Raw genomic sequence first — 22024 nt, forward strand, 5'->3', positions numbered from 1 at the left:
CCATCTTCACCGCAACGCAGCCAAGGCCGCCTCATAATCCGGCTCATCCTTGATTTCCTGCACCAGCTGGCTGTACAGCACCGTGCCCTGCTCATCACACACCACAACAGCCCTGGCCAGCAGCCCAGCCAAAGGGCCGCTGGTGATACGGACCCCGTAGCAGTCACCAAACTCCCTGTCCCGCAGTTCCGAAAGAGGCACCACCCTGTCCAGCCCCTCTGCCCCGCAAAATCTCGCCTGGGCAAAAGGCAGATCCCGGGAGATGCACAGACAGACGGCGTTGCTCAGGGCATTTATCGCTGCATTGAAGTGGCGGACCGACATGGCGCAGACCGGGGTGTCGATGCTGGGAAAGATGTTCAACACCAGCCGCTTGCCAACGAAATCCCGCAGCCGCACATCGCTCAAATCCGTTTTGGTCAGCAGAAAATCCGGGGCCTTGGCGCCGGGCGCCGGTAACTCGCCAATGGTCTGGACAGGGTTTCCCTGCAGGGTTATTTGGGCCATGCTGTACTCCTCAAAAAATGGTTGTTGTAAATCGCCACGGCAATCCTGATTGGAGAAAAAAAGAGCCCAGGGGAAGGTTTTTTTTTCATTTCCCTTTGCTGATCTTGATTTCCTTTTTTGGGGTCTTGGTGGCCTTGGGCATGGTGATGGTGAGCACGCCCTTGTCGAATTTGGCATCAATCTTGTCCTCCAGCACCTCCACCGGCAGACGGAAGGATCTCTGAAACTCGCCGCTGTAACGCTCCAGGGAGTAATGCTGCTCGTCTTTTTCCTCTTTTTCTTTTTTCTTCTCGCCCTTGATGGTCAAGAGATTGCCGGAAAGGCTCAGCTTGATGTCTTCCGGCTCAAGGCCCGGCAGCTCGGCCTTGACGATCAGCTTGTCCTTGGTTTCCGAGATGTCGGCCATCGGCGCCCACCCCTTGGTGAACACGGTCGGCAATGGCCAATCATCCAGGAACCGGTTCCACAGCCGGTCCATTTCGTTGCGTACGGTGCTGAGTTCTGAAAACGGTTTCCTTGGGATAAGATCCATCATGGTACACCTCCTTCAGTTAAGCCCCCCTGGGCGTTACAGCGTTTTGAGCAAATCCTGCCCGTTACCGATGATTTTTTTCTCAAGGATCCGGACAAGGGCCTCTTCCATATCCTCCGTGGAAAAAGGTTTTTCGATGAATTCATGCACCCCGAGCCGGAAGGCCTCGGAAATGACGGCTTCGCTCATGTCGGAGGTGAGCAGGATTTTTTTAAACCGGGCATTAATGCGCTCCGCCCTTTTCAAGAATTCAAGGCCATCCATGCCGGGCAGGCGGTAGCCGGTGATGATGATGTCGCAACCATTGCCCTTGACGATCTCCAGGGCGTCTTCCCCGCTCTCCACCACCATGAGCGCGCAATTTTCCTTGGCAAAAAACCGGCGCAGAGAATCCCTGATCCACTGATCATCCTCAACCAGCAGCACCTTCATCCCCTGCAATCGCGCCAACAGGTCCATACGCCCTCCTCCAGGAGTGCATCCCCTCGATACTCGTGCCTCAGCGGCACCACAATTCCGGCAACCCAGAATATTCAGTATGCTTTTGCGCCGTCGGCAGGAGCAGATTTTTTTTATTGTTCTGCCTGCCCCTCGGCATCGAGCACCTGGCGCACCACCTCCGCCAGCCTGACGGTGCTCACGGGTTTGAGCAGATACTCGCGCACCCCCAGCTCCCGTGCCTCTTGCTCGGTAAGAATGTCGCTGTAGCCCGTGGTCAGGATAACCGGAATGGAGGGGCGCAGGGCCAGGACCTTTTCGGCAAGCTGGGCGCCGGTCATGCCCGGCATGGTCAGATCGGTGATAACCAGGTCAAAGGCCTCCGGGTCGGCGGCAAACCGCGTCCACGCCTCCCGGCTGTCGCCATGGGCCTGAACCTGGTACCCTAAGGCTTCAAGCACCTGCTTCCCCAATTCGGCCAGGGCAGGCTCATCATCCACGAACAAAATACGTCCCGTGCCCCGCGATATATGGAGATCGCCGAGGGTGCCGCCAATCTCCCCCACCTCGGTAATCCGGGGTAAATAGAGATCAAAAACCGTGCCCTGGCCAGGAACGCTGGCAACCTCAATGGCGCCCTGATGATTTTTCACGATCCCATGCACCACGGCAAGCCCCATCCCGGTCCCTTCCCCGGTTTGTTTTGTGGTAAAAAACGGCTCAAAGATCCGCGCCGCCACATCCTGCTCCATCCCCTGCCCGGTATCCCGCACCCCAAGGTGGACATAGGCTCCGGGCCGCATATCCGGGTTCAGCGCGGCGCGGGGCCCATCAATCTCTTCGGGGGCAAGGGTGACCAGGATGAGGCCCCCCTTGCCGCGCATGGCGTGGGAGGCGTTGATGCAGAGATTCATCAGCACCTGATGGATCTGCACCGGATCGGCCAGGACCCAACAGGGCTGACCGCTTATTTCCTGCTGCATTTCCACGGTGCTGGGCAGGGAAGCCCTGAGCAGCTTCATGGCCTCCTTGACTATGCTCCGCAGCTCAAGGGGCTCCCGTCTTGCCTCGCTGTGCCTGCTGAAGGTGAGAATTTGCGCCACCAGATCCCTGGCCCGCTTGCCGGCCCTGCTCACTTCCGCCAGCTTGGCATAGGCAGGCGTGTCCTGAGGCAGATCCATCATGGCCAGTTCCGTGTAGCCCATGATCGCGGCAAGGATATTGTTGAAATCATGGGCAATGCCGCCGGCCAGGGTGCCGATGGCCTCCATTTTCTGGGCCTGTAGGAGTTGGAACTCCAGCTTCTTCTGTTCGCTGATATCCTTGGCGAAATGGGCGATACCGCTCATCTTTCCCTGGTCATCCATGACCGGGGTGGCGGTGAGCAGGAAGGTCTTGTGCAGCTCGGGATGAAAAAGCTCCTGGCTGTATGACTTGGGATCGTGGCCAGCGAGATGCGCCGCGCACCCGGGACAGGGTTCGGGAATTCCCCGGAACACTTCGTAACAATACCGGCCGACCAGCTCTGCCGCTGTTTTTTGCAAAATACGGCAGGTCGCCTTGTTTACCCTGGTGAGACGAAGAGAGGCATCCTGCAGGGTAACGATGTCATCCACTGCGTCAAAGGTCCGCTCCCACTCCCGCTGGGCCTCCCCCATCCGTTCTTCAGCAGCGCGGCGTTCACGGATTTCCTTGTGGAGCTGCTCATTTTTTTGCGAAAGCTCCGCCGTGCGCGCCACCACCATTTTTTCCAGATGGTCACGATACCCCTCAAGTTTCTCTTCCGCGGCTTTGCGTTCGGTGATGTCCTGAATGATCAAGATGGCCGTGCGCTGGCCCGCATCGACAATGGGCAGCAAAATCAGGGCAACCCGCCGCCCTTTCAGCAGCAAGACCGTCTCCTCGCCAAGGGCAATGGGCCGCTCGCCAAGGTCGACAAATATCTTTTCCACTTCCTGCCGGGTGCTGCCGACAAAAAAATCAAACAGATTCGTCGCCAGGATTTTTTCTTCCCGAATCCCAAGGAGCGCCGCGCCGGCGGCGTTGACATACACAATCCTTCCTTCGGCGGTGCACTCGGCAATACCCTCGGTGATGTTGCCAAGGACAACCTCAAAATGTTTCCTTGAGCTCAACAGTTCCTTGGTGATTTCCCGCTCGTACACACTTTCAATCCCAACAATCCCGGGAAAATTCAGATCTTCTTTGTTGGCGCGGGCGGTGAGCACCCGGGAGATATGCTGTTCAATGTCGCGGAAAGGCCCCTTGGCGATACAGGCATTGGCGCCAAACGAGGCACAGTCGATCTTTTCCTCTGCGGCGATGGCGGAAAGAATGATGATACAGACGTTTTTCATCTCCGGCATGCAGCGGACGATCCGGCACAGCTTGTCACCGCTGATATGGGGCATGATCATATCCACAAACATGATATCCGGAACAAAATCAGCGAGCACGGCAAGGGCTGTCAGGCTGTCAGGCGCGGTTTTCACCTCGTAGCCTTTCTTGCCCAGGAAATTGCTCATGAGGCGAAGGATCAGCGGCTGGTTGTCCACTACCAGAATTTTTTCATGCATGGTTGCCCCTAAAACTCTACGGCCGAGCGCCCCACCTCTCAGCCCTGGGTATACCTTTATCCCGCCTCTTTTTTTAATTGTAGCACATCTTCCCTCACCGCCTTGCGGTTAAAATGTACTCATCCCGCTCCACTCCTGGAAACGGTACAGGGCGTAGCGAAACGGCGATTTCTCGGCAAACTCCTTGTAGTCAAGGGAATAGCTGCCATCCTTATTCTGCCAGATCCGTTCGAAATAGCCGGTTGCCTCCCGAACCACCTGCGAATCCGGAGGGGACGTCACCTCAAGGCACGCCTCCAGATTCAGATCATCAAGATTTCGCCGGGTCAGATTTGCCGAACCGCCGATGAGCACGGTCTGTCCGGGCAGGGAGATCAGAGTCAACTTGCTATGAAACTGCTCGCCGTTCGTTCCGTACCAGCGGACCTGAATCCTGCCCTGGGATTTTTCGACAAGTTCCCGGGCCACCGGTCGGTTGGGGATCCCGTTTTTCCTGCGGCCAAAGGCATCCTTGTTGGGATCAAGGAGAAGCCGCACCTCGGCCCCCCTGGCCGACGCAGCCAGAAGCTCTTTAACAACCTCGCGGTCGGAGAGATAGAACATGGCCATCCGCACCGAACTGCCAGTCCCGCAACGACCAAGGGCGGTCAGCAACCGCGCCTTGATCTTTCCTTCGGTGAGCAAGCGCAGATGCACCTGACCGGCTTCAGGACGGGGCACAATCTCCCGCCGGGGGAGAGTCTCCCCGGAAAGTTCCGCCACTGCCGCTTCCGCCTCGACAACATCCTGCACCACCGCTCCTTGGGCGACAAAAGCGATGTTCGAATGATAGGCGCTTGCGTCATGGGAGTTGGCGGAGGTGATGAGCGCCTCTTTTTCGCTGACCACAACCTTGCGGTGATTGGCTCTGAAGTTGAGCAGACTCAAATACCCCCGCATGGTCATGGCCGGACCGTCCGGGGCAAAGGGCGACGGCAGCCAGCCAGCCCCCTTGATGCCGAACCATTGACAAAAAAGCCGCCACCAGGCCGAATAGACAAAATTGGAATCGCGCAGCCTGCTGGTATCCGTGTAAATGATCCGCACCCCGCTTGCCCGCATTCTCCTGAAATGCTCCGGCTCGTCCTGCCCGTAACTCCGATTGATTGCATCGGTAATGAGCACGATATCCACCTGGGGCGAACGCTGTTTTTTTTCAACAAGCCTGCGGGCCATTTCGTCGGACAGGGCAGGGAAATTCCCCCCTGGGGCATGGACGCTGTTGAAGAGAAAAAGATCAAGCAGGACAAACCGCTCGGCATCATCAATGATCCGGCACATCCGCTTGAAAATGACTTGCTCGCGCACCGGCTGCCCACCCCGCTGATAGGTACAGTCGGCCAGAAACTCGACCTCCGGCACAACACGCGGCGGTCCCTCAAACGAGAGCCCCTTGGGCAGAGGCTTGCCCTGTCCATAGGCTAGGAGGCCCAGCCAGGCAATCGCCACGACAATAACAAAAATCGTCAAGAGCTTCCCCCCCCAGAGTCTTGCCTTCTCCATAAACACCCCTAAATACGATGACATCCAGCTGATAGTTATGACGGTTTTATAATGAGAAGAAAGGCTGAAGGGCCGAAGCGGGGAGAAAAAACCGGGACAGCTCACACTGTTGCCAGAAAGATATCCACCAGATTCGGATCAAAATAGGTTCCGGCCAGGGAACGGATGTGCTCGGCGACCTTTGCCGGAGGCCATGCCTCCCGGTACCGACGGGCAGAGATCAGGGCGTCCCAGTTGTCGGCAATGGAAAAGATCCTGGCCGCCAGGGGAATCTGTTCGCCTTTCAAACCGCGCGGATAGCCGGTGCCATCCCACCGCTCATGATGACAATAGGGAATATCAAGGGCCGGGCGCAGATACTGAATGGGAGAGAGCAGGTTAAAGGCAACGGCCGGATGTTGCCGCATGATCTGCTGCTCCTCTTCGGTGAGCGAGCCGGTATTCAGCAAAACGGCGTCGGGTACCGCCATCTTGCCGATATCATGGAGCAGGGCGCCGCGGCGGACATGATCAAGCTCATCCTCCCGGATGCCCAGGGCGCAGGCCACCTTCAAGGTGAGCTCCGCCACCCGCTGGGTATGGCCCTCTGTTTCCGAATCGCGCAATTCCAAGGCCTTTGCCCACCCCTCGATGGTGGTGTCGTAGGCCAGGGTCAATTCGATGTTCGAGTCCTGGAGATTACGGAAAAGCGTCGCATTATCAATGGCGATTGCCGCTTGGATGGACAGGGCATCAAAAAAGTCGAGCCATTCCGGCTCGGCATCAAACCGCTGCCTGCAAAAAATCTCGAAAACGCCCTTCACCTGCCCTTTGGCAATCAAGGGGACAGCATAGTAGGTTATGAATTTCTCATTTTCGAGCAGCTCCTGTCGGACAAACTGGTTGGGAAGCTCGGTAAGATCGGCAATGTGAAAGACCCGCCGCTCATAAGCGGCAATCCCGGCGGCGCCCTCGCCAAGCCGTACCCTGGATTTCCGGATGCCAAGCCCCTCAAAACCCCAGTCCGCCCCATGATCCAGGGTTTGGGTGTGGGTGTTGAGCAGAAGAATGGCCCCGGCATCCATGCCCAACTGCGACACGGTCTGTTCCAGAAAAAGTTTCATGGTCAGCCGCAGGTCAAGACTGGCGGTAATCACCATATCGATGGCGTGCAGGGTGGTAAGATGCTGGAGCCTCGCCCTGGCCCGACCTTCCGCCTCAAGCCGGGCGGCAATCTCCTTTTCGAGTTCCGTATTTTTTTGGACAAGGGCGGCGTTGGTCCGAAGGATTTCCAGTTCCGCCTCATAAATCCTGGTTATGGTGAGCTGGGACAAGCCGATAACCAGAAAAACAAAGAGGGCGCCGCCGAAAAAAACCAGGCCGGTGACGATCTCCACCGGAAAAGCAAGCTGCCTGACCTGAATAGCGATAAAAAAGAGATACCCGACAATAAAAAACACGTTCAGGACGGACAGGGCCCTCCATTTTCCCACACAGGAACGGGGAACCAGCCGCCTGGTCTGCAGACAGAGACGCGCTGCGGCAATCAGAAAAATTATCCCCGGAATGACCAGGATGGTGGAAAGCAATTGACTTGATGTCATACAGTTTCCCGACAAGGCAGAGGTTTTTTCTGGGGGGCTCCGCTTTTTTTAAGCATTCCACACCCGCTTTGCAATCAGTGTACCGAGTGAAGGCCTGAAAGTCAAAACCTCTGGACATCTCCGTTTTTCAAGCAGGAATGCGGGCTGGCACGAATCGTTGCTTTTAAAAATGATTTCGCCTAACATGGGAGCATTCTTCATCTTTATGGGTGGCATTGGCTCCGCCGCCAACTTGAGAAACAACTCAGGAGAACAGCGCGAACATGCAACCGCAGCCACTGGTCATTGAATACCGATTCCGTCTCCAGGATAATAGCGAAGAGCTGTTCACCGTCCGCCTCGATCCCCAAACCCTTGAAACCCTCCCCGACTCTGCCGCAGAACCCTTGCCGGATTGGACCGCGCTCTCCTTCGCCCAGTGCGCCAGTTGCCCATTGCAAGAGACGTCCTCTCCCCATTGCCCGGCTGCGGCCAACCTGGCCCGCATTGTCCAGCAAGGCGAAAAGCTTATCTCCATTGATCTGGTGGACCTTCAGGTGACAACCGCCGAAAGGATAACCACCCAGAAGACTACGGCGCAAAGGGCGCTTTGCTCCCTGATGGGGCTGGTCATCGCGACAAGCGGCTGCCCGCACACCGCCTTTTTTAAGCCCATGGCCCGATTTCATTTGCCGTTGGCCAACGAGGAAGAAACCATCTTCCGCGCCACGGCAACCTATATGCTGGCCCAATATTTTGTGAAAAACGAGGGAGGCCTGGCGGATTTTAACCTGGAAAAATTAACGAATCTGTACCGCACCATGCAGGAGGTCAATCTGGCCATGGCAAAAAGAGTACGGAGCGCTTCAAAAACCGACTCGTCCGTCAATGCCATTGTGCTGCTCGACATGTACGCCAAGGCCCTGCCCTATGTGATCAAACAGTCTCTCGAAGAGCTCCGCTACCTGTTCGAACCGTTTCTGAAAACAGTCGCTCCTCCGGAAAAATCCTCACCTTCCTAACGGCGGCCCCCACTCCCAAGCGCCCTGGCTCTAACAGCCGCAGACCTGCCCAGATTGCCGCCGGGATCAGCGCCCGCCACCTGACCATACAAGGCCTGGGCCTTTGCCAGCTCCCCTGTTTTCTCATAGCTTTCGGCAAGAAAAAAAGCGCTGCCCAGGGTGGGCATAAGCTTCATGCTTTTTTGCAGATGCTCCTTGGCCAAAGCGGGATTGTTCTCTTTCAGATACAGGTAGCCAAGGCCGAAATGGCTTTCGTGATAATCCCCATCCAGTTGCACGGCCCTGGTCAAATACTTTTTGGCTTCGTCAAGGCTATTATTTTTCAAATGGGCCATTCCCAGGGCACTTTGCAACAGCCCCTGCGCAGGGGCTTTATGCACTGCCTGCTCATACAGGGCGATGGCTCCGACCAGATCCTTGGCCTGCTCTTTTTCCCTGGCCTTATCGTAATCGCCGTAAGCCTCCTTGGTTTTCCGCAACGGTTCCATCGCCCGCAGAAAATCTCCGGCCCCGGAGTCATACTCCTCATTGTTCATGGCCCAACTGTATTTGCTATCGATGTAGTACTGGTTATCCCGCATCCGCTCCTTGGAAAAAGGATGAGTGCGAAACAACCCCTGCATCCACTGAGCCTCCCCCTCACCACTTTTTTTGGCTAAAAACTCCTGCAACTCAACCGCACCCTTGGGGCTGTACTTGGCCTTCACCATATAGTCGATGCCCAGCCGATCCGCCTCGCGCTCCTCCTCCCTACTGTACGAGCTGTCCAGAATTGAACCCGCCACCTGCCCTGCCTGCCGCGCCAGAACGCCGTAAGAAGTTCCACTACTCCCATAGGACAAAACCTGTAGGCCAATATTGAGCAAGATGCCGCGTTGCAGGTTCTGCACCGAGTGGCGGGCCGTGACATGACCAAGCTCATGGCCAAGCACTGCGGCAAGCTGAGCCTCGTTTTCCAGGGCGACCAGCAGGCCGCGGGTGATGGCGATATTGCCACCGGGCATGGCAAAGGCATTGGGACTGGAGTCGTTGACAACCTTAAAGGCATAGGGCAGATTGGGCCGATGGCTGACCTTGGCCAACCGCATCCCCACCGAGACGATGTAGTCCTTAAGCCGCGGGTCATCGTATTCCCCCTGCATCCGTTGGATCGCCTCGGGAAAGGCCTTTCTGCCCAGGGAGACTTCTTCCTGTTCACTCATGCTGTAAAAAGCCAGCTCCGACTTGCCGGTGACGGGATTCAAGGCACAGCCGGAAAGGAGAAATACCAGCGCGGTCAGCACAGGCAAGGAAAACAGTGAACGAATATCCATGACGAAACACCAGTCGGGTTACGTTTGAAGAAGGATGCAGACGATACTCACCAGTCTATTCAATTCACCCATCATGCGCAAGCGGGTTCGCCACACGTGAAACACTCTTTGGAGGCGACGGACAGCGACCTGTTCGATAAAAAATAAAAAAAAGGGTGGCCAGACGGCCACCCTCGTATAACAAAACAGTCTTGCTCTCGCTTTAGAAGCGCACGTCGAGCAAAAAGTAAATATTGTCCAGTTCGGCCACGGAATCACCGGGCTCACCAAACACCTGAGACATCGACCCATGATCGTAGTTTATATGGGTGTAACCCAAGCGGCCAAAGAGGTTGTCGTTAAACGGCTGGAGGTAGTAGAAATCATAGGCATCGCCACGGGTGGCAAGCTTATTGTACAGCTCCGAGGGTCCCCAGGTAAAGCTGGCCCAATATTCACTGCCATGGTTGTACTCAAACCCGACCTTGGGGTTGTTCCATGCTTTATAGGGGATGTTGTAGCGCAAACCGGTGTACACCGACCAACCAGTATGCTCGCTTGTTCCATCATTATTCAATAGCCCAGTTGTGGCACCCCCCGCACCTATAAATGTCCGTCCATTCGGATCCGTTTGATTAATGCCAGTGGAAAGGAAGATATCAAAGCCGGAATCCGCAACGTTATTGGCCTGGGCATGAACACCGTACAGGCTCATATCGCCTATCTTGTCGCCGCCCCCACTCATGCCATTTATATCTGTTGCCTGTAGAGCGCTCAAGACCAACAGACTGTCCCGCACGCCAGGAATCTCGGTTTCAAAGAACATGGCATAGACATTGATGTCATCATACGGGTGGCTCCCGTTATCCAAGTAACTCACAGCTGTGTTAGAGTCCTGATAGCCCTTGCCGTAGGCAAAACGGATACCGGAATTCTTCCAGCCCAGATACCGCTCGAGACCAACGGTGGCCACCACGCCGTCCGCCTCGCCGTCAAACAACAGGGACGGGTAGGTGGACTGGCGGAGCCGGTTTTCCTTCAGTTCGGAAGGTGGACCTTCGGAAGAGGGATGGCGGCCAAAGGTCAAGGCCAACGGAATGGGCATGCCCTCTGGAATCCAGTCCACATAGGCTCTGTCCAGCTTTAGGCTGGAGTCGCTAGGAACATGGGCTTGGCTGGCATCATTTTGAGCTGTAAGACCTTGGTTAGAAAAATTCTTGTAGGCGGTGACACGACCGGTGAAGAGCAGATTCTTCCGGATCTCAGAATCCAGATTCAACCGAAAGCGATTGGTCCAGTAATTATCATTGTGGTCAGTGCCTACACCACCAGCAACCCCAAGGATTTGATCATCCTTCAACTTAAAACTGTCTACCCTGGTGCGCAACTCCGCGCCCAGGTTGATCCGATCTTTCAAGGTTTTGGTTTCAACCTTGTCCAGAGTATCGAAGATGTTTTCCACATCCTTGGCCAACTTGCTCGGCATGGCGGCGGAAGCTGCCTTACCGGAAGGGCTCTCGGCTTTCTCCATCTGGTCAACACGCTTCTGCAAGGTGTCCAGACGTTGTAAAATCGCCTTATAGTCTTCTACCGGAATGGCTACAGTCTGGCCACCTGCTCCTGCAGCGGCGCAGCTTGTCCAGGCCAGTAATGCACCTGCGGTCAATAAAATCTTTTTCACTTATTCTCCTCCTCCCAGTGAATATCTTTTTTCGCCAGTGAATTATTTAGGAATAACCGCGGCTGCCGGTTGATCACTGTCGGCTGCGTGCGACACCAAATACTTCACCACCGCCTGCAGGTCTGCATCACTCATGCCCATATCAGCCGTATGACGTCCACGGGTAAAGAATTTTTCCCACACACTGCCTGCCTTGTCGGCAGGGTTTACGATAGCAGCCTTGCCTCCCTTTTTATGACATGCGCCACAGCTCTGTAAAAAGAGCGCATCCCCGCTGGCCGCCAAAGCGACAGCCGGAAGCATCAGCGACATTGCTGTCAACATTGTTACGATTCGCTTCTGCACCAACTCACCTCCCTTTGTAAAAATTGATAACAGAAATCCTGTTTCCTGAGAGTTTATACATGGTTACTTGAAAAAAAGTCAACCCATCATCTGCTTTTTTTATTTCTCTACCTGCCGCCAATCCTTTATTTCTCCAAGGTCGGCGCTTTTTGCTGCCAGATCAGCAGATTCTGGGCAGCTGTTCGCCCACCGGCATGTCGACAATCCGGTGCGCCCCAAGAGCGGTGCGCATGGCCACCATTCCCCGGTTGTCCGCAACAACCTCGCCGATAACCTGGGCCTCCCGGCCCAGGGGATGGCGCCGCATGGCAGCCACCATCTTATCGACAACCTCCGCCGGAACAACGGCCACCAGCTTGCCCTCGTTGGCGACATACATCGGGTCGATACCCAACACCTCGCAGGCGCCCCGCACCTCGGGCCGCACCGGAACGGCTGCCTCCTCCAGCATGATGCCCACCTGGGAAGCGGCGGCAAATTCATTGAGCGTGGTGGCAAGCCCTCCCCGGGTGGGGTCGCGCATGGCATGAATGCGGGGGGAGACGAGCAGCATCTGTTCCACCAGATCATTCAAGGGGGCCGTATCGCTCTGCACCCGGGAGGCAAAGGAAAGCCCCTCCCGGCTGGTCAAAATCGCCATGCCATGGTCCGCAATGGAGCCGGAAAGAATGACCTTGTCCCCGGTCTTAAGATTGGCTGCGGAGATGTTCACCCCTTCCGGCACCCGGCCCACCCCGGTGGTGGTGATGAAGAGTTTGTCGCAGCAGCCCCGGTTGACCACCTTGGTGTCCCCGGTCACGATCTGCACTCCGGCGGTTTTCGCCGCCTTTTCCATGGAGAGCAGGACGCGATGCAGGGTGGCCATGGGCAGACCCTCTTCGAGGATAAAAGCCGCAGCCAGATAAAGCGGCGTGGCGCCGCTCATGCAGACATCGTTCACGGTCCCGTTGATCGCCAGATCGCCGATGTCGCCCCCTGGGAAAAAAAGGGGATCAACCACAAAAGAATCGGTGGTCAAGGCCAAACGCCCTTGGGGAAAATCAACCACCGCCTGATCCTCCAGCCGGTTCAGGGTTTCATTGCCGAAGCGCGGCAGAAAGAACCGGCTGACAAGCTCGGCGGACAGCCGACCACCGCTGCCGTGCGCCAATTGGATCGTTTCATATTCCATGATGGGCAGGGGGCAGCTAAAATCTTCCGGATTCACATTAGTCATGACGCGTCCTGTGATATTTGTAATAAGCGGCGCAGGCACCCTCGCCCGAGACCATGGTCGCCCCCAGGGGATGCTCCGGGGTGCATTCTCTGGCAAAGGCCGGACAACTGTCGGGTTTGATCAACCCCTGCAACACGCTGCCGCTCTTGCACAGTTCCGATTCCCGCACCTTGATGGTCTCCACAGCAAACTTCCGCCCGGCGTCATAGGCAGCGAGATGTTCCCGGATCACCAGGCCGCTGGCAGGCAACACCCCGATTCCCCGCCAAGGGCGATCGCGCACCACAAACACTTCAGCCAAAACACGTTGCGCCGCCTTGTTGCCTTCCCGGCTCACCGACCGGCCGTACTGGTTTTCCACCGCATGGCACCCCGCCTCAAGCTGACGGAGAACCATGAGCAGACCGGCGAGGATATCGATGGGCTCAAAGCCGGTGACCACGATGGGCACCCGGAATTCCTCGGCAAGGGGCTCGTATTCCTGCCAGCCCATGATGGTGCAGACATGCCCCGGAGCCAAATAACCCTGCACCCGGTTCCCGGGCGAGGAGAGCAAGGCCCGGATGGCGGGGGGCACCAGAACATGGCTGGCCAGCAGGCTGAAGTTGGTCAGCCCTTCGCGTTTGGCTTGCAACAGGGCCATACCATTGCCCGGCGCTGTTGTTTCAAAACCAACGGCCAGAAAAACCACCTCCCGCTCGGGGTTCTGCCGGGCCAAGGCCACGGCTTCCAGCGGCGAATAAACCATGCGCACATCGGCCCCGGCGGATTTCGCCATGAACAGGCTGGAACTGCTGCCCGGCACCCGGAGCATGTCGCCGAAACTGGTAAAGATCACCTCGGGTCTGGCGGCGATGGCCACCGCCCGGTCAATGGTCTCCACCGGGGTCACGCAGACCGGACAACCCGGCCCATGCACCAGTTCCACCTGGGCGGGAAGAAGCTGATCCAGCCCGTTTTTCATGATGGCATGGGTATGACCGCCGCAGATCTCCATGACCACCCAGGGGCGGGTCACGGTCTGCCGGATTTCCTCCAAAAGGCGCCCGGCCAGGGCCGGATCGCGGTATTCATCAACAAATTTCATGGGGAGACAAGCACCTCCTTACTTCTCCAACGGCTTCCCAAAGATATCCGTGCCCTGGGCCGCCACGGCCTGGACCAATTCCTGCCAGGCCGCGAAACTCAGCCGCGCCTCTTCCTCATCCAGCACCGACAGGGCAAAGCCGGCATGCACCACGGTGTATTGGCCCACCGCGATCTCCGGCACATACTCGAGACAGATCTTATTGACCGTGCCGCTGTAGTCCACATGGCCCATGAGCAGGCCATTTTCCTGAAATATTTCCACCACCCTGCCGGGAATCGCCAGACACATACCATCACCCTTTTTTCAGTGCTTGCCGACCGATCACGGCCTGCCCCAAGGAAATGCAACCATCATTACAGGGCAGCTCTTTGTGAACCAGCACCTGGAACCCAGCCCGCCCCAGAGAGGCCACCATCCCCTCCAGGAACAATCGATTCTGAAAAACGCCGCCACTCAAGGCCACGGTCTTAATCTTTTCCCGGCGTCGCGCCTCCTCAGCCACCCGAGTGAAAACCGCAACCAGGCCACCATGGAACCTGCGACTGATTTCTCTTTGCGCCATGCCGGTCTGCACGGCTTGGGCCACCGCCCGGATCAAGGAACGCACCGAGATTTTCAGCATAGCATCTTCTGCGTAGACTTCGCAGGGAAATACCTCCTCACCAAGCAAGCCGCCCGCAGTCTGCATCAGCTCGATGGCGGCCTGGGCCTCATACTGGATGATCTGTCTACCCCCGCTCATGGCGGCCACCGCATCAAAAAGCCTGCCGCAACTGCTGGTCAGGGGAGAGTTCACCCCTTTTTGCACCATGGCCAGAATCACCCCACCTTCGTGGCCCGCCATAAAGGGCAGGTCGGGCAACGCCGCGCCATGAGCAGCATGGAGATAACTCAGCGCGGTTCGCCAGGGGGCCTGCACCGCGGCATCTCCGCCCGGCAGAGGCAAGGCCTCCAGAGCGGAAAACCGCTGATAACCGCAGGCGTCTCCCAACAAAACCTCGCCACCCCAGATGGTCTGGTCGGGCCCGTACCCAGTCCCATCGAGAATAATGCCGATGGCCGGGCCATCATGCCGGTTCTCGGCCAGACAGGCGGCCAGATGCGCATGGTGGTGCTGCACGGCCAAGGTGGGTAGCCCCTTCTGCTCCTTGGCCCAACGACTGGAGAGGTACTGGGGATGCAGGTCATGCACGATCAAGGCCGGGCTGATTTCAAAAAGAGCTCCCAGCTGGCCGAGGCTTTGCTGAAAAACCCGGTAAGCCTCCAGATTTTTCAAATCCCCAATGTGCTGGCTGCAAAAAGCCTGGTTGTCTTTGAGCAGACAGACAGTGTTCTTGATCTCCGCCCCCACTCCGAGAACCATTGCTCCGGTTCCCTCAATCACGATAGGCTTCGGAGCAAAACCCCTGCTGCGTCGAACCTGACGGATCATTCCGGCCTGGAGGGCAACCACCGAATCATCGCAGGGCAGGTGGATACCCCGGTCATGCAGAAGAAAAGAGTCGGCGATCCCGGCCAAACGCTGCACCGCCTCGTCATTTCCAATACAGATCGGCTCTTCGCTGCGATTACCGCTGGTCATAACCAAGGCCTGCGCCGATCCCTGCAGCAAAAGATAGTGGAGCGGCGCATAGGGCAGCATGAGGCCGAATTGGTCGCATCCCGGCGCGACCTCTTCCGCCAAGCCATGCCCCTCTTTTTTGGCAGCCAGAACAATGGGCCGCTCCTGACCGGTAAGGGCCTGTTCTTCTAAAACCTCCAGCCGACAGATCTTGCGGGCCGCCGAAAGATCGGCAACCATGACCGCCAGAGGCTTGGCTTCCCGCCCTTTCCTCTGCCGCAGACGCCTTACTGCCTGGCCGTTGGCTGCGTCCACCGCCAGATGAAAACCGCCCACCCCCTTGACCGCCACAATCTCGCCTGCCGCCAACCGTCGAACTGCCTCGTTGAGCGCCCCATCCCGCTCAGCCACCTGGTGCCCATCCGCCAAGACCAGACTGAGCTGCGGCCCGCAATCGGGGCAGCAATTGGGCTGAGCATGGAATCGCCGGTTTCCGGGATCATCGTATTCCCGCTGGCAGGGTGCGCACATGATAAACCCACGCATGGTCGTATGGGGCCGATCATAGGGGATACGCTCGACAATGGTATAGCGGGGGCCGCAGTTGGTGCAGTTGATGAAGGGATAGCGGAAACGGCGGTCAGACGGGCTGAAGAACTCGGCCAGGCAGGCCTCGCACACAGCAACATCGGGGGAGATCAGGGTGGAAACCGGGCCAGAACTGGCCGAATGCCGAAGGACAAATTCGCCCTCCTGGCTCAGGGGGATGGGGAAAGAAACGATCTCGTTGACCTGGGCCAGGGGGGGCGCTTCTTTCCGCAGGGCAGCAAGAAAATCCTCAAGCTGCGGAGCCTGGCCCTGGGCCTCAATGGCAACCCCCTCCGGGGTATTGGCCACAAAGCCGGTCAGTCCGCGTTCTCTGGCCAACCGAAAAACAAAGGGCCGAAAGCCGACACCCTGGACAATGCCGCTGACCGATATCTTCCAGCGCTCGGTTGGCATGAAATCTCTTTCGCCCAAACGTCAGAGCTGCCGACGCAGCCACGCCAGCCAAGCCGGCATGCCCTCGCCGGTTCTGGCGGAGATCTCAAAAAATTCCAGATGGTGGTTCACCCGCAGGGCATATTCCCGGCAGCGGGCCACATCAAAATCCACATGGGGAAGAAGGTCGGTTTTGTTGATCAGGCAGAGGCTGGCAGCATCAAACATGGCCGGATATTTGAGGGGCTTGTCCTCCCCCTCGGTGACGCTGATGATCACAACCTTGGCCGCCTCGCCCAAATCAAACATGGCCGGGCAAACCAGATTGCCGACATTTTCGATAAAAAGCAGGGAGTTCTCTGCCAGCTCCAGCTGATGCAGGGCCTGATGCACCATATCCGCGTCAAGATGGCAGCCGGCTCCGGTGTTTACCTGAACCACGGGCACCCCGGTGGCATCGATCCGTTCGGCATCGAGCATGGTCTGCTGATCCCCCTCGATGACCGCCATGGGGATCTCGCCCCGCAACTCCCGGATGGTTCGCTCCAGGATTGTAGTCTTGCCCGAGCCGGGAGAACTGACCAGATTGAGCGCCACGATCCGCTTTTCCCTGAAGAAATCCCGGTTATGCGCGGCAATCCCGTCGTTTTTCCCGAGCACCGCCTCCCGCACCTCCACAACTCGGCCCTGATGCGAATGGTGGTGCCCTGCCGTCGCGGGTCCGGACATGGCTTGCCCCGGCCTTCTTACGGTTACGCTGTTCTCCGGCTGACTGCAGCCGCAGGAATCACACATGGTTCCACCTATTCTTCTTATTCGTCAACCGTGAAGGATACGACCTTCAATTCCCTGCCCTGCACGGTCTCCACTGCATACCCGTCGCATTGCGGACATTGGCCGAGCAGGGAATCCACAACAAAGGAATGGCCGCAAGTCAAGCAGTTACCGCGACCGTCAAGTTCTCGGATCAGAAGCTCTGCCCCTTCAGCCGGAGTGTTGCGGGCGGCGGCCTCAAAACAGAAGACAAGGGCCTCTGCCATCAGACCGGAAAGCTTCCCGATCTCAAGCTCGATGGCCGTGATCTTCAACGCCCCGACGGCCTGCGCCTTTTCGGAAACAAGTTCAACAATGCTTACAGCCAGCGACATTTCATGCATTGTTTGATGATACACGATGCCCGGAGTTTCTTCCAGGCAAGAGAGGCAAGCCCTGCTTTTTATGAATCCGGCCAGAGTTCGGGATCGGCCACCCCGATCTTCATGGCAAATTTCAGCATAGCCAGCGGGTCGCTCATGCCGATCTTTTTACTTATGTTGGAACGGTGCTTTTCTACTGTCTTAGGGCTGAGACACAGGAGCTCGGCTATGGATTTTGTAGGATTGCCTTCGATGACCAGCCTGAATATCTGCTGTTCCCGCTCGGACAAGAGATCGTACCTGCTCGACTCGGCGGTTTTTCGCTCTCCATTATTGAGGTACCCGCAGATGAGGTCGGAATTTATCTCCCGGCTCAAAAAATACTTGCCCTGGGCCACCATCCCCACCGCTTCAAAAACCTCGTCCCAGGGCGCGGTTTTTAACACATAGCCCAGGGCTCCGGCGGCCAGAGCTTGATGCACATACATCTCGCGAGCGAACATCGACAGAATTACAATTGCCGTGTCGGGAGAATCATGCTTAATCAAGGGAATACATTCAAGGCCGCTGACCATGGGCATGGCAATATCAAGGATCGCCACGTCCGGCTGCAATCTCCGGATCTCCTTGACAGCGGCCTCGCCATCCGCCGCCTCGCCAACCAGCTCAAGGTCGCGGCTTCTGACAAGCATCTGCCGCAACCCTTCCCTGACGATGGAATGATCATCCGCCACAAAAACCGCGATCTTCGCCATCCTTTCCCCTTGAAAAAAAGCAGCTGAGCCACACAACCGCACGTGCCTGCCCTACATGCCGCATCAGGATACAGGTAGAGTTTTCATACAATACTATTTGCCGGTCAGGATCAAGTTTTTTTCCAGAGACGATACACGGCGGCAACCATGAAAAACGGATTAACGGCTTGCCGCACCCACCTCGATTCCCAGCAGACCAAGCTCTTTCGCCACGGCCAGAACCACGTGGTCAACCGCAGCGGTGACGGCAGGCGACATCTCTATGCCGGTGGAGAGATCAAGGGGGACAATACCAAAAAGGGTGATGGCTGGAGGCAGACAATCCTGCATGGCGGCAACGGCCAGAAGCTCGGAAAGCCCGATTTGGTGGGGGGAAATTTTTTGCCGGAAATAGGCGGGAGGATCGAGCAATTTTTCGATGATCACCGAACCAGGAGGTTGCGTCGAAAGGATTGCATCCACAATGAACAGATGGGTTTTGTCATCAAGATACCCCAGGAGGTCAAGGCCCATGGTGCCGCCATCGATGAGCTCCACCTGGGGAGGAAAAACATACTGGCGCTTGAGCTGCTCCACCGCTCGTACTCCCGCACCCTCATCGGTAAGCAACACGTTTCCCACGCCAAGCACCAGAATGTTAAGAGACATACCCCTCCTTATAAAACAGGCCGTCCCGATACCCGGGGCGGCCTGTTTTCAATGGTTAATCCAAGCAACAATCTTTCTTATACAGCGGTCCTGACCGTAACGATTTCCCGGCTCTCCGGGTCCAGCAGATGGATGGCGCAGGCCAGGCACGGGTCAAAGGAATGGATCGTCCGCAACACCTCCAGGGGTTTTTCCGGATCAGCCACCGGATTACCGACCAGCGAGGCTTCGTATGGTCCAGGGGCGTCTTTATTGTTTCTGGGACCGGCGTTCCAGGTGGAAGGGACCACGCACTGATAATTCTTGATCTTGCCGTCCTGGATCACGACCCAGTGGGACAACACCCCGCGCGGTGCCTCATGAAAACCCACCCCGCGCTGCTCGCCCTTCGGGAACACCGGCTGGTTGAAGGTCGTATAATCCCCCTTGCCGATATTGTCCATCAGAGCCTGCCACTGACCAAGCAGGGAATCGTGCAGCACGGCGCAGCGCACCGCCCGTGCCGCATGGCGACCAATGGTGGAATGGAGGGCGTCAATCCCGACCTTGGCCCCGGCCAGCTTGCTCACCGTTTGCAAAAGACCGTCGGTGTACGTCTTGGTCGGACCGTGCCCTGCCGCGTACATGCACAAGACATTGGCCAGCGGGCCGACCTGGGCCGGCTTACCATTGAAGGTCGGGGATTTGACCCAGGAATACTTACCGTTATCCTGGAACTCGGTGTGCTGGGGCACGGTCTCCTCCTCCCAGGGATGGCGGTCCCAGTCTCCCTTGTACCAGGAGTGTTTGATCCCCTCCTTGACCCCCTGCTTGAAGAAATCGTCGTTGAACCCGGTGATCGGCTTGAACGAGCCCACATTGCCATCACCAATGTAGCCGCCGGGGAGATCAAATGCCGTTCCCTTGGTGTCCAGGGGCATATCCGGCACCGAGAGATAATTGGTCACCCCGGCCCCGTACTTGGTCCAATCCGCATAAAAAGCGCCTATGGCAGCGACATCGACCATGTACACATTCTTGATAAAATCCCCGATCTCGTCAATCAGGGTCTTGATGTAATAGAGCCGCTCAATGGTCAGGGTGGACTGGCTGTCCGGGTTGATGGGGTTGGCCACCCCGCCCACGGCCAGGTTCTGGATATGCGGGGTCTTGCTGCCGAGAATGGCCACCACCTTATTGATCTGTCTCTGGTACTCAAGGGCCTGGAAATAATGGGTGGCGGCAAGCAGATTGACATCCGGGGAGAGTTTCATGGCCGGGTGGCCCCAGTAACCGCTGGCAAAAATGCCAAGCTGGCCGGTGCCGACAAAGCCTTTCAGCCTTTCCTGCACCGCCTTGATTTCCTGTTCGCTGTTGCGGGGCCAGGGAGAAAGCTGCTGGCCAAGGGCGGCCGCCGCCTTGGGACTCCCCTTGAGGGCGGAAACGATGTCCACCCAGTCCAGAGCGGAGAGGTGGTAAAAATGAACAATATGGTCGAAGATCCCATGGGCACCGATCATCATGTTTCGGATGTACTGGGCATTGAGCGGCACCTCCAGCCCCAGGGCATTCTCCACGGCCCGCACCGAGGCAATGGCGTGCACCGTGGTGCAAACCCCGCAGATCCGCTGGGTGAACACCCAGGCGTCACGAGGGTCGCGGCCCTGGAGAATCAACTCGATTCCGCGCCACATCTGGCCGGACGACCATGCCTTGGTTACCCGGCCATTATCAATCTCGCAATCAATCCGGAGATGCCCTTCGATTCTGGTGATGGGATCAACGACGATTCTCTTAGCCATGAACATCTCTCCTTCAGGTGTAACTGCCCAGCAGCACCGCATCTGCTTTGTCATCGGCCTGCTCATGTGCAACAGCACATTTCACAGACCTCTTCCGCGCACCTGCGACACTGCTGAACAGTTACGTTTCGTGGTTTACGGAACCTTTCCGGCCCGAAGTTATAATTTATCTTTCAAATATGCATTATGCCTTGGTGAGTCTGGGCAATACCGGCAAAGTTTTGACAAACCACAGATAGGCCATCACCTCGGCGGCGATGATACCGAAGGTGATGAACATTTCTGGCACCGAGGGGAAATACCGCCAACCGGTGCCGGGATCAAAGCCGACAATATAGGTGTTGAACCGATACATGCTCCCCCCCAGCAGCATGGCGCAGGAAGCGATGAACAGCAGCTGCGGGCTCTGCCGGTTATTGGGATAGGCCAGAATCAGCAGGGCGGCGAGGAACAGCAGGTTTTCCAGGAGAAAGAGGTTGCCCAGGAGTCCTCCGTCAAAGGCCAGGGGCAGATAGCCGCGCAGGTTCACATCCTCGATGCGGACCACCAGATAGAGGCCAAGCAACCAGGGCATGAGCGCCGAGATCTTGCTGAGCAGATGCATCTCCATGGGCCGTTTGAAGGCAATGGCGGCAACGAGGGACTCAAAAATCACCGCGGCATAGCCGATGACCACGGCGGTGATGAGAAAGAGCAGGGGCAAAAAGCCGCTCCACCAGAGGGGGGAAAGCTTGTGCCCGGCCATGAGCATCATGGTGCCCAGCGAGGATTGGTGCATGGTGGGCAGCAGGATGCCCAGCGCGATGAAGACGAAGATGATCCGGTTGAGCCTGGCCTTCAACTGGTCTGCCTTGAACTTATCCAACAGAACCGGGGCAAACTCCATCCACAGCACCAGAATATAGGTGCCTATGCAGAGGGCGACCTCAAACATGACCGAATGCAGGTTGCTGAGCCAGGGCAGGAAGATGTTGTAAGCCTGCCAATAACGGCCGATGTCGAAGATAACCGAGATTCCGGCCAGGGTGTAACCGAACATACTGGTCATCAGGGCGGGCCGCACCAGAGGCGAGTATTCCCCCTTGTTGAACACATAGACGATCAGGGCGATGGAATACCCGGCACAGGCAAGGGCCGTACCCACCACCACGTCGTAGGCGATCCAGATCCCCCAGGGATAGCCGTCGTTCATGTTGGTAACCGAACCGATGCCGAAGATAAAACGTTTGCCGATGAAAAAAAGGCCGATAAGCACGATAGCCGCGCATACCTTGAAGGGCACGGTCAGCACCTTGCCTCCTAATGCTTGTCTTTCCTGCATGGGAACACTCCTTTCCGTGAAAAGCCAGGGCTTGCGCC

20 protein-coding genes are annotated in these 22024 nt (G+C 57.2%); 1 reads left to right on the forward strand and 19 read right to left on the reverse strand.

The window, feature by feature from the left end:
• Window positions 1-6: 6 nt before the first annotated feature.
• From tpx to ACZ46D_RS07715, 6 genes are all read right to left on the reverse strand, one after another.
• Entirely contained in the window at window positions 7-507 is a 501-nt protein-coding gene (gene tpx / locus ACZ46D_RS07690) for a thiol peroxidase (RefSeq protein ID WP_464926870.1), read from the reverse strand.
• Window positions 508-592: 85 nt separating this feature from the next.
• Window positions 593-1042, reverse strand: coding sequence for an Hsp20/alpha crystallin family protein (locus ACZ46D_RS07695; RefSeq protein ID WP_464926871.1), 450 nt, complete (start codon window positions 1040-1042; stop codon window positions 593-595).
• 33 nt (window positions 1043-1075) lie between these two features.
• Complete coding sequence (locus ACZ46D_RS07700; RefSeq protein WP_464926872.1) at window positions 1076-1498, reverse strand: response regulator; 423 nt, start codon at window positions 1496-1498, stop codon at window positions 1076-1078.
• A gap of 113 nt (window positions 1499-1611) precedes the next feature.
• Entirely contained in the window at window positions 1612-4053 is a 2442-nt protein-coding gene (locus tag ACZ46D_RS07705; protein ID WP_464926873.1) for a hybrid sensor histidine kinase/response regulator, read from the reverse strand.
• A 108-nt stretch (window positions 4054-4161) separates the two neighbouring features.
• Window positions 4162-5595 carry a phospholipase D family protein gene (locus ACZ46D_RS07710; protein ID WP_464926874.1) on the reverse strand — a complete coding sequence of 478 codons (1434 nt, stop codon included), beginning with the start codon at window positions 5593-5595 and terminating at the stop codon, window positions 4162-4164.
• A 101-nt stretch (window positions 5596-5696) separates the two neighbouring features.
• The gene (locus tag ACZ46D_RS07715; RefSeq protein WP_464926875.1) at window positions 5697-7178 is read right to left on the reverse strand and encodes an HD-GYP domain-containing protein; all 1482 of its coding nucleotides are present in this window, start codon (window positions 7176-7178) and stop codon (window positions 5697-5699) included.
• A gap of 263 nt (window positions 7179-7441) precedes the next feature.
• Between ACZ46D_RS07715 and ACZ46D_RS07720 the strand changes: the two genes are divergently transcribed.
• On the forward strand, window positions 7442-8179 hold the full coding sequence (locus ACZ46D_RS07720) for a DUF6901 family protein (RefSeq protein WP_464926876.1): 738 nt from the start codon (window positions 7442-7444) through the stop codon (window positions 8177-8179).
• On the opposite strand, the gene ACZ46D_RS07725 is transcribed toward ACZ46D_RS07720, so the two are convergent.
• From ACZ46D_RS07725 to hybB, 13 genes are all read right to left on the reverse strand, one after another.
• Complete coding sequence (locus ACZ46D_RS07725; protein WP_464926877.1) at window positions 8176-9492, reverse strand: M48 family metalloprotease; 1317 nt, start codon at window positions 9490-9492, stop codon at window positions 8176-8178. The two genes, ACZ46D_RS07720 and ACZ46D_RS07725, sit on opposite strands and share 4 nt — an antisense overlap.
• 202 nt (window positions 9493-9694) lie before the next feature.
• Window positions 9695-11152 (reverse strand): DUF3373 family protein, encoded by a 1458-nt coding sequence (locus ACZ46D_RS07730; RefSeq protein ID WP_464926878.1) that lies wholly within the window; start codon window positions 11150-11152, stop codon window positions 9695-9697.
• 42 nt (window positions 11153-11194) lie between these two features.
• Window positions 11195-11497, reverse strand: coding sequence for a c-type cytochrome (locus ACZ46D_RS07735; protein WP_464926879.1), 303 nt, complete (start codon window positions 11495-11497; stop codon window positions 11195-11197).
• Between the two features lie 160 nt (window positions 11498-11657).
• Window positions 11658-12713 (reverse strand): hydrogenase expression/formation protein HypE, encoded by a 1056-nt coding sequence (hypE, locus tag ACZ46D_RS07740; protein ID WP_464926880.1) that lies wholly within the window; start codon window positions 12711-12713, stop codon window positions 11658-11660.
• Complete coding sequence (gene hypD / locus ACZ46D_RS07745) at window positions 12706-13800, reverse strand: hydrogenase formation protein HypD (protein ID WP_464926881.1); 1095 nt, start codon at window positions 13798-13800, stop codon at window positions 12706-12708. The genes hypE and hypD overlap by 8 nt, the downstream gene beginning before the upstream one ends.
• Window positions 13801-13818: 18 nt before the next feature.
• Window positions 13819-14091 carry a HypC/HybG/HupF family hydrogenase formation chaperone gene (locus ACZ46D_RS07750; RefSeq protein WP_464926882.1) on the reverse strand — a complete coding sequence of 91 codons (273 nt, stop codon included), beginning with the start codon at window positions 14089-14091 and terminating at the stop codon, window positions 13819-13821.
• Between the two features lie 4 nt (window positions 14092-14095).
• A complete protein-coding gene (gene hypF / locus ACZ46D_RS07755) occupies window positions 14096-16366 on the reverse strand; it encodes a carbamoyltransferase HypF (RefSeq protein WP_464926883.1) in 2271 nt (756 codons plus the stop codon).
• A 21-nt stretch (window positions 16367-16387) separates the two neighbouring features.
• Window positions 16388-17140 carry a hydrogenase nickel incorporation protein HypB gene (gene hypB / locus ACZ46D_RS07760; RefSeq protein ID WP_464926884.1) on the reverse strand — a complete coding sequence of 251 codons (753 nt, stop codon included), beginning with the start codon at window positions 17138-17140 and terminating at the stop codon, window positions 16388-16390.
• Between the two features lie 17 nt (window positions 17141-17157).
• Window positions 17158-17517 carry a hydrogenase maturation nickel metallochaperone HypA gene (gene hypA, locus ACZ46D_RS07765; protein WP_464926885.1) on the reverse strand — a complete coding sequence of 120 codons (360 nt, stop codon included), beginning with the start codon at window positions 17515-17517 and terminating at the stop codon, window positions 17158-17160.
• 44 nt (window positions 17518-17561) lie between these two features.
• Window positions 17562-18236 carry a response regulator gene (locus tag ACZ46D_RS07770; RefSeq protein WP_464926886.1) on the reverse strand — a complete coding sequence of 225 codons (675 nt, stop codon included), beginning with the start codon at window positions 18234-18236 and terminating at the stop codon, window positions 17562-17564.
• 159 nt (window positions 18237-18395) lie between these two features.
• Window positions 18396-18884: a HyaD/HybD family hydrogenase maturation endopeptidase gene (locus tag ACZ46D_RS07775; protein ID WP_464926887.1), complete on the reverse strand. Its 489-nt coding sequence runs from the start codon at window positions 18882-18884 to the stop codon at window positions 18396-18398.
• A gap of 77 nt (window positions 18885-18961) precedes the next feature.
• Window positions 18962-20665 (reverse strand): nickel-dependent hydrogenase large subunit, encoded by a 1704-nt coding sequence (locus ACZ46D_RS07780; protein WP_464926888.1) that lies wholly within the window; start codon window positions 20663-20665, stop codon window positions 18962-18964.
• Window positions 20666-20849: 184 nt separating this feature from the next.
• A complete protein-coding gene (hybB, locus tag ACZ46D_RS07785) occupies window positions 20850-21986 on the reverse strand; it encodes a Ni/Fe-hydrogenase cytochrome b subunit (protein ID WP_464926889.1) in 1137 nt (378 codons plus the stop codon).
• Between the last annotated feature and the right edge of the window lie 38 nt (window positions 21987-22024).

It is taken from the genome of Thiovibrio sp. Mzg5, assembly GCF_055379285.1.